We start from the raw sequence: 8,222 nt of genomic DNA, 5'->3' as shown, positions 1-8,222 counted from the left end.
AAACTTTTTCAGACAAAGAGATAGTTGAGTATAATCCAACAGGATATAAAGATGGCACTATAGAAACATGTGAAACTTCATATATAAATTATTATGACAGAGTTATTGACAGTTTTAGAAATAGCGATCATGTAGAAACAGAAATAGATCCAGATAATTATAATTTTTATACTTTTGAAATCAAAAAAGAAGATGAAAATTTTCCTGAAATTAAAATCTTTAGAAGAGTAACTAAATTTAGAAAATTACATTCTAAGGGTATAATTGCAAGATTTAACGGAAATACTCTGAATAAGGTAGAAAGTAAATTAATAGGGATAGATGGGGAGGTAGACTTTATAGTAGTTGATAATAAAATAATAATATTGTCCCATTACTCATTGGAAAGGATATTTAATCTAGATGAGCAGTTTAGAGATAATGCTTCAGCATTTTTAACTCAAGAAGGATTAAGTGATGGTATAGTTAATTTTGAAAGTTTTTATGAAGATTGTTTAAATGATGGTCGCTATAGAAAAACTTTAACTAAGATGTCTAGTGAAAATATAGATGTATCTAAGACATATGATAATTATAAAATATCAAGGAAACTATTGATATGTTTAAATTTAGATATAAATTATAATGAAAAACCGCGTTTTACTATAGTCTATGAAGAGAAAAGTCAAATCATGGACATACTAAGGATATTAAGAGATTCATATTATTTGAGTATTATTAATAAACAAAAAGGAGTAGATGACAAATAAAGGAGGTTATCTTATGAATAAAAGGCTGGATAAGCTTTATAATAGTTTAGTTAGAACTATTATGTTTATTTCTTCATATTTCCTCTTTATATTATGATAACAATTCTTTATTATAAGAAAATTATTGAGGGTTTTAAGTGTATGAATGTTTTCTCAATTATTGTTACCTTAGCATTGGGTCTATTCATCATAATATCTATATTTAGCATTGTATTATTAAAGTTAGGAAAAGGGAGCAAGGAAAACTAATTGAAGATTTGGAAAGGCCGGACGATACTGTTCTTAGCTATATTATGACATATATAATCCTCTTGTAACGAATGGTGACAATACAACTGAGGTATATATGGCTAATATATTCTTTTATTTTGATTGGTTATATTTATCTTAGATTAAACTTGATTTATTTGAATCCCTTATGGGCGATGTTCGGTTATATGATATATAGAGATTCGAATAGGGAGGTTATTATTACTAATATATCTAGAGAGCATTTGAAATGTATGAATAAATTAAAAGGGTACTACTTAAGTAACTATGTGTTTGTAGCTCATAAAAAAAATAATTTAGAATATTAGAAAAGTATTAATAGGCGATAGAAATTAAAAAACTCTATCGTCTTTTTTTATATTCAAAATTAGGAAATTAAGGGGGTTGAAAAAAATTTTATTGGTGGTATTATTAAAACGATAAGTACACATAAGTACACTTCTGGAACAGGAGGTGCATTATAAATATTATTATAAATACCGATTCTAGCGAACCGATTTATGAACAAATCGAAAATCAGATAAAAAAACAAATTATGAATGAAGATTTGAAAACTGGAGATTCTATACCATCTATGAGAGTATTAGCTAAAAATCTTAAGGTAGCTGTAATTACAGTTCAAAAGGCTTATGAAAATTTACAAAAAGATGGATTTATTGAGACTATTCATGGTAAAGGCAGTTTTATATCAGCAAGAAATATTGAATTACAAAAAATAGAAACATATAAAGAAGTGGAAGATTTAGCTAAAAAAATTGTCAAGAGCATACAATCAAGTTCTATTTCGTTAGATGACTTAATAGATTTAATAAAAAAGATATATGAGGAGGGGCAATGATGGATTCATATGAAAATAAATTAGCATTAAGGGTATCTGGATTAAATAAAAAGAATAAAACAAATGATTTTTCTTTGAAAAATATAAATATTGAAGTACCTTATGGATCTATTGTAGGAAATATAGGAAGAAATGGAGCGGGGAAAAGTACTACTATTTCTTGTATACTTGGAATGTTCAAAAAGATGAGGGAAAAATAGAGATATTTGGTACTGAAGATGTTAATCAAATAGATATTAAAAAACACATAGGTGTTGTTTTAGATGAGCCAAACTTTTCATTATTATTAACGTCTAATGAGATAAATGAGGTAATGAAATTTAATTACAGTAATTGGGAAGAAGATAGTTTTAAAAATTATTTGAATAGATTTAATTTACCAATAGACAAGAAGACTAAGCAATTTTCATTTGGTATGAAAAAAAAGTTATCGTTGGCTATAGCGTTGTCTCACGAAACAAAACTCTCATATTAGATGAGATTACTTCAGGTTTAGATCCAGTAAGCAGAGATGAAATACTGGGTATATTGTTGGAATTTATAGAAAACCCAGAAAACTCCGTGTATATATCATCACATATTACAACAGATTTGGAAAAAATAGCTGATTATATAGTTTTTATGGATAATGGCAAAGTCGTGTTGAGTGAAGAAAAGGATGAATTGTTATATAACTATGGGATACTTCGTTGTACTGATAAAGAACTAGAAAAGTGGAAAAAACGGACATCATTTCATACAGGAAGGAATTTGGAAGGGTAGATATTTTAGTAAAAGATATATCGAAGATAAAGAATAAGTATAAAGAATTTGTTGTGAATAAACCAAATTTTGATGAGATGTTATTAATATTAACAGGGAAGGAGGACTAATATATGAAAGGTTTATTGTTAGAAATATATTACAAAAATATTAAAAACATTTTTATAATGAATGCATTTTTAATTTTAGTATGGATTCTAATAAATTTATTTGCTGACATACAAATGGTTGTTTTTGCGTATTTTGCAGTAGTAATTTTCGCTAACAGTTTGTTGCTTCTTTTATCTCAAAGAAAAGATTATGATTTAAAATTATATAAATATGAATTCATGCTACCAATAAAAAGTAAAAATATAATACTATCAAATATATAAGTCAAGTAGTTATTATTCTCTTTTCTATATTGATGTTGATTATTTTGAATTATATATCAATCTATCTAGGTAAGAATTATTTTGATTATGGATCTTCAGACTTAATAGCTTTGTTAAATGTTCTATTAGGTATTATTTTGCAACTAGTATCAATCTTCTACTTAGCCATGTACTTTATTGATTTAGAGAAAGGTGATTTGTGGATGGTTTTAGGCTTGATTGGGTCTATAATGCTAGTATCAATAGAAATATTTACATTAAATAGGCTTGGATTTTCTAAGTCAGGTGGAAATGTTGCACTTTGTGCAATATATTTGATGCTATTTATAACATCATGCGTATTGAACTCAAAAAGAATGGTAAATCTAAAATTAGATACTTAAAATGGAAGATGCTATATCTATATTAGGTTTTATGTATAGAATTAATAAGTAAATATATTAATATTCAGAGCTGCTGGACCTAAAATATGGTCTTGTAGCAAAGAGATAAAAACTTATTGAATTAGAAAATATTAAAACGTGGATATTTTAGGCGATAGAAATTAAAACTCTATCGTCTTTTTTTATTACAAGAAAGGAGTTATATATGAAAATTTAGAGCAAATAAGACAAGAGTCAAAAGAAATAAAAGATAAAATTGATGATACAGAAGAAAGATTAAAGCAACTAAAAAATCAAGAAAAGAAGATATTAAAACAAGACATAGTGAAAAGAAGAAAAGAAAGAACTCATAGACTAATCATAAGAGGAGCAATCTTAGAAAGTCTTATAGAAAATACAGAAGAACTAACAGATCAAGAAATAAAAACCTAATTGAAAGATTTATAAAAGAAAATTTAACATCACAAGGAATGATAGTAGATTATGCAATTCATGATGAGAGTCAAGACAAAAATGGGTAATAATTTTATATAAGTTAAAAGTTTTACTAGGCTAAGAATAGATTTTTTACGAAAATTGTTACTTGTCCTAAAGCTTGGTAAGGTTCTAATTCTAATGAAGGTGATGATGGAAAAAATAATTAAAAAAGATCGAAAGAAATCTAAAATAAAATTATTATTCACAATAAAATTAAAAGAAATTGAAGAATCGGACAGATAATGAAAATCTTCAAATACAACAAATAGAGGAATTAACCCCAATTATTCCAGTAAATTTTCTCAAAGATTTGCGAAAATTTTAGCTGGAATATTGGTGTTAATTCCTCTATTTGTGTAGATTTCATTTCTGCGATCTTCTTTTAATTTTTTAATAATAATTTTTTCTTTCATAATTTTGCCATCACCTTCATTAGAATTAGAACCTTACCAAGCTTTAGGACAAGTAACAATTTTCGTAAAAAATCTATTCTTAGCCTAGTAAAACTTTTAACTTATATAAAATTATTACCCATTTTTGTCTTGACTCTCATCATGAATTGCATAATCTACTATCATTCCTTGTGATGTTAAATTTTCTTTTATAAATCTTTCAATTAGGTTTTTATTTCTTGATCTGTTAGTTCTTCTGTATTTTCTATAAGACTTTCTAAGATTGCTCCTCTTATGATTAGTCTATGAGTTCTTTCTTTTCTTCTTTTCACTATGTCTTGTTTTAATATCTTCTTTTCTTGATTTTTTAGTTGCTTTAATCTTTCTTCTGTATCATCAATTTTATCTTTTATTTCTTTTGACTCTTGTCTTATTTGCTCTAAATTTTTCATATATAACTCCTTTCTTGTAATAAAAAAAGACGATAGAGTTTTTAATTTCTATCGCCTAAAATATCCACGTTTTAATATTTTCTAATTCAATAAGTTTTTATCTCTTTGCTACAAGACCATATTTTAGGTCCAGCAGCTCTGAATATTAATATATTTACTTATTAATTCTATACATAAAACCTAATATAGATATAGCATCTTCCATTTTAAGTATCTAATTTTAGATTTACCATTCTTTTTGAGTTCAATACGCATGATGTTATAAATAGCATCAAATATATTGCACAAAGTGCAACATTTCCACCTGACTTAGAAAATCCAAGCCTATTTAATGTAAATATTTCTATTGATACTAGCATTATAGACCCAATCAAGCCTAAAACCATCCACAAATCACCTTTCTCTAAATCAATAAAGTACATGGCTAAGTAGAAGATTGATACTAGTTGCAAAATAATACCTAATAGAACATTTAACAAAGCTATTAAGTCTGAAGATCCATAATCAAAATAATTCTTACCTAGATAGATTGATATATAATTCAAAATAATCAACATCAATATAGAAAAGAGAATAATAACTACTTGACTTATATATTTTGATAGTATTATATTTTTACTTTTTATTGGTAGCATGAATTCATATTTATATAATTTAAATCATAATCTTTTCTTTGAGATAAAAGAAGCAACAAACTGTTAGCGAAAATTACTACTGCAAAATACGCAAAAACAACCATTTGTATGTCAGCAAATAAATTTATTAGAATCCATACTAAAATTAAAAATGCATTCATTATAAAAATGTTTTTAATATTTTTGTAATATATTTCTAACAATAAACCTTTCATATATTAGTCCTCCTTCCCTGTTAATATTAATAACATCTCATCAAAATTTGGTTTATTCACAACAAATTCTTTATACTTATTCTTTATCTTCGATATATCTTTTACTAAAATATCTACCCTTCCAAATTCCTTCCTGTATGAAATGATGTCCGTTTTTTCCACTTTTTCTAGTTCTTATCAGTACAACGAAGTATCCCATAGTTATATAACAATTCATCCTTTTCTTCACTCAACACGACTTTGCCATTATCCATAAAAACTATATAATCAGCTATTTTTTCCAAATCTGTTGTAATATGTGATGATATATACACGGAGTTTTCTGGGTTTTCTATAAATTCCAACAATATACCCAGTATTTCATCTCTGCTTACTGGATCTAAACCTGAAGTAATCTCATCTAATATAGAAGTTTGTTCGTGAGACAACGCTATAGCCAACGATAACTTTTTTTTCATACCAAATGAAAATTGCTTAGTCTTCTTGTCTATTGGTAAATTAAATCTATTCAAATAATTTTTAAAACTATCTTCTTCCCAATTACTGTAATTAAATTTCATTACTCATTTATCTCATTAGACGTTAATAATAATGAAAAGTTTGGCTCATCTAAAACAACACCTATGTGTTTTTTAATATCTATTTGATTACAATCTTCAGTACCAAATATTCTATTTTCCCTCATCTTTTGAAACATTCCAAGTATACAAGAAATAGTAGTACTTTTCCCCGCTCCATTTCTTCTATATTTCCTACAATAGATCCATAAGGTACTTCAATATTTATATTTTTCAAAGAAAAATCATTTGTTTATTCTTTTTATTTAATCCAGATACCCTTAATGCTAATTTATTTCATATGAATCCATCATTGCCCCTCCTCATATATCTTTTTTATTAAATCTATTAGTCATCTAACGAAATAGAACTTGATTGTATGCTCTTGACAATTTTTTAGCTAAATCTCCACTTCTTTATATGTTTCTATTTTTTGTAATTCAATATTCTTGCTGATATAAACTGCCTTACCATGAATAGTCTCAATAAATCCATCTTTTTGTAAATTTTCATAAGCCTTTTGAACTGTAATTACAGCTACCTTAAGATTTTTAGCTAATACTCTCATAGATGGTATAGAATCTCCAGTTTTCAAATCTTCATTCATAATTTGTTTTTTATCTGATTTTCGATTTGTTCATAAATCGGTTCGCTAGAATCGGTATTTATAATAATATTTATAATGCACTCCTGTTCCAGAAGTGTACTTATGTGTACTTATCGTTTTAATAATACCACCAATAAAAATTTTTTTCAACCCCTTAATTTCCTAATTTTGAATATAAAAAAGACGATAGAGTTTTTAATTTCTATCGCCTATTAATACTTTTCTAATATTCTAAATTATTTTTTTATGAGCTACAAACACATAGTTACTTAAGTAGTACCCTTTTAATTTATTCATACATTTCAAATGCTCTCTAGATATATTAGTAATAATAACCTCCCTATTCGAATCTCTATATATCATATAACCGAACATCGCCCATAAGGGATTCAAATAAATCAAGTTTAATCTAAGATAAATATAACCAATCAAAATAAAAGAAATATATTAGCCATATATACCTCAGTTGTATTGTCACCATTCGTTACAAGAGGAATTATATATGTCATAATATAGCTAAGAACAGTATCGTCCGGCCTTTCCAAATCTTCAATTAGTTTTTCCTTGCTCCTTTCCTAACTTTAATAATACAATGCTAAATATAGATATTATGATGAATAGACCAATGCTAAGTAACAATAATTGAGAAAACATTCATACACTTAAAACCCTCAATAATTTCTTATAATAAAGAATTGTTATCATAATATAAAGAGGAAAATATGAAGAAATAAACATAATAGTTCTAACTAAACTATTATAAAGCTTATCCAGCCTTTTATTCATAAGATAACCTCCTTTATTGTCATCTACTCCTTTTTGTTTATTAATAATACTCAAATAATATGAATCTCTTAATATCCTTAGTATGTCCATGATTTGACTTTTCTCTTCATAGACTATAGTAAAACGCGGTTTTTCATTATAATTTATATCTAAATTAAACATATCAATAGTTTCCTTGATATTTTTATAATTATCATATGTCTAGATACATCTATATTTTCACTAGACATCTTAGTTAAAGTTTTTCTATAGCGACCATCATTTAAACAATCTCATAAAAACTTTCAAATTAACTATACCATCACTTAATCCTTCTTGAGTTAAAATGCTGAAGCATTATCTCTAAACTGCTCATCTAGATTAAATATCCTTTCCAATGAGTAATGGACAATATTATTATTTTATTATCAACTACTATAAAGTTACCTCCCATCTATCCCTATTAATTTACTTTCTACCTTATTCAGAGTATTTCCGTTAAATCTTGCAATTATACCCTTAGAATGTAATTTTCTAAATTAGTTACTCTTCTAAAGATTTTAATTTCAGGAAATTTTCATCTTCTTTTTTGATTTCAAAAGTATAAAATTATAATTATCTGGATCTATTTCTGTTTCTACATGATCGCTATTTCTAAAACTGTCAATAACTCTGTCATAATAATTTATATATGAAGTTTCACATGTTTCTATAGTGCCATCTTTATATCCTGTTGGATTATACTC

The 8,222-nt window shown here is 26.2% G+C and carries 9 protein-coding genes and 6 pseudogenes; 7 read left to right on the top strand and 8 right to left on the bottom strand.

All coding sequences use genetic code 11. The annotated features are described in order from the left end of the window. The 7 genes and pseudogenes from DRZ96_RS00790 to DRZ96_RS00765 all read left to right on the top strand — a co-directional run. A partial coding sequence (locus DRZ96_RS00790; protein WP_112889254.1) for a Kiwa anti-phage protein KwaB-like domain-containing protein occupies positions 1-749 on the top strand: 749 nt, incomplete at its 5' end. Positions 750-1,476: 727 nt separating this feature from the next. After that, positions 1,477-1,857 (top strand): GntR family transcriptional regulator, encoded by a 381-nt coding sequence (locus tag DRZ96_RS00785; RefSeq protein ID WP_322788181.1) that lies wholly within the window; start codon positions 1,477-1,479, stop codon positions 1,855-1,857. Beyond that, positions 1,854-2,332 (top strand): annotated as a pseudogene (locus tag DRZ96_RS11320) (ATP-binding cassette domain-containing protein). Before DRZ96_RS00785 ends, DRZ96_RS11320 begins: the two are co-directional and overlap by 4 nt. Positions 2,333-2,732: 400 nt before the next feature. After that, entirely contained in the window at positions 2,733-2,993 is a 261-nt protein-coding gene (locus DRZ96_RS11315) for a hypothetical protein (protein WP_256584733.1), read from the top strand. A gap of 44 nt (positions 2,994-3,037) precedes the next feature. After that, positions 3,038-3,376 carry a hypothetical protein gene (locus DRZ96_RS11310; RefSeq protein WP_256584732.1) on the top strand — a complete coding sequence of 113 codons (339 nt, stop codon included), beginning with the start codon at positions 3,038-3,040 and terminating at the stop codon, positions 3,374-3,376. Between the two features lie 201 nt (positions 3,377-3,577). Further along, positions 3,578-3,802 (top strand): annotated as a pseudogene (locus tag DRZ96_RS00770) (DUF3847 domain-containing protein); the annotation flags it as partial. Further along, positions 3,790-3,894: pseudogene (locus DRZ96_RS00765) on the top strand (MobA/MobL family protein); the annotation flags it as partial. The pseudogenes DRZ96_RS00770 and DRZ96_RS00765, both read left to right, overlap by 13 nt. A gap of 489 nt (positions 3,895-4,383) precedes the next feature. On the opposite strand, the pseudogene DRZ96_RS00755 reads toward DRZ96_RS00765, so the two are convergent. The 8 genes and pseudogenes from DRZ96_RS00755 to DRZ96_RS10440 all read right to left on the bottom strand — a co-directional run. Further along, positions 4,384-4,488 (bottom strand): annotated as a pseudogene (locus tag DRZ96_RS00755) (MobA/MobL family protein); the annotation flags it as partial. Then, positions 4,476-4,697: pseudogene (locus tag DRZ96_RS00750) on the bottom strand (DUF3847 domain-containing protein); the annotation flags it as partial. The pseudogenes DRZ96_RS00750 and DRZ96_RS00755, both read right to left, overlap by 13 nt. 206 nt (positions 4,698-4,903) lie before the next feature. Continuing rightward, positions 4,904-5,332, bottom strand: coding sequence for an ABC-2 transporter permease (locus DRZ96_RS00745; protein WP_256584731.1), 429 nt, complete (start codon positions 5,330-5,332; stop codon positions 4,904-4,906). Continuing rightward, on the bottom strand, positions 5,320-5,547 hold the full coding sequence (locus tag DRZ96_RS11305) for a hypothetical protein (RefSeq protein ID WP_256584730.1): 228 nt from the start codon (positions 5,545-5,547) through the stop codon (positions 5,320-5,322). Before DRZ96_RS11305 ends, DRZ96_RS00745 begins: the two co-directional genes overlap by 13 nt. Positions 5,548-5,714: 167 nt before the next feature. Beyond that, positions 5,715-6,107, bottom strand: a complete 393-nt coding sequence (locus tag DRZ96_RS11300; protein ID WP_256584729.1) for an ATP-binding cassette domain-containing protein — start codon at positions 6,105-6,107, stop codon at positions 5,715-5,717. A gap of 397 nt (positions 6,108-6,504) precedes the next feature. After that, positions 6,505-6,711 carry a GntR family transcriptional regulator gene (locus tag DRZ96_RS00735; protein WP_256584728.1) on the bottom strand — a complete coding sequence of 69 codons (207 nt, stop codon included), beginning with the start codon at positions 6,709-6,711 and terminating at the stop codon, positions 6,505-6,507. 654 nt (positions 6,712-7,365) lie between these two features. Continuing rightward, a pseudogene (locus tag DRZ96_RS12220) lies at positions 7,366-7,683 on the bottom strand (hypothetical protein); the annotation flags it as partial. A 359-nt stretch (positions 7,684-8,042) separates the two neighbouring features. Then, positions 8,043-8,222, bottom strand: a 180-nt coding sequence (locus tag DRZ96_RS10440; RefSeq protein WP_218563569.1) for a hypothetical protein, incomplete at its 5' end; no start/stop codon positions are given.

This window comes from Peptoniphilus harei (assembly GCF_900454685.1).
Classification (GTDB): Bacteria; Bacillota; Clostridia; order Tissierellales; family Peptoniphilaceae; genus Peptoniphilus_A; species Peptoniphilus_A harei.
The sequence above is the reverse complement of the archived record's forward strand: the minus strand, read 5'-3'. Positions and strand labels throughout refer to the sequence as shown.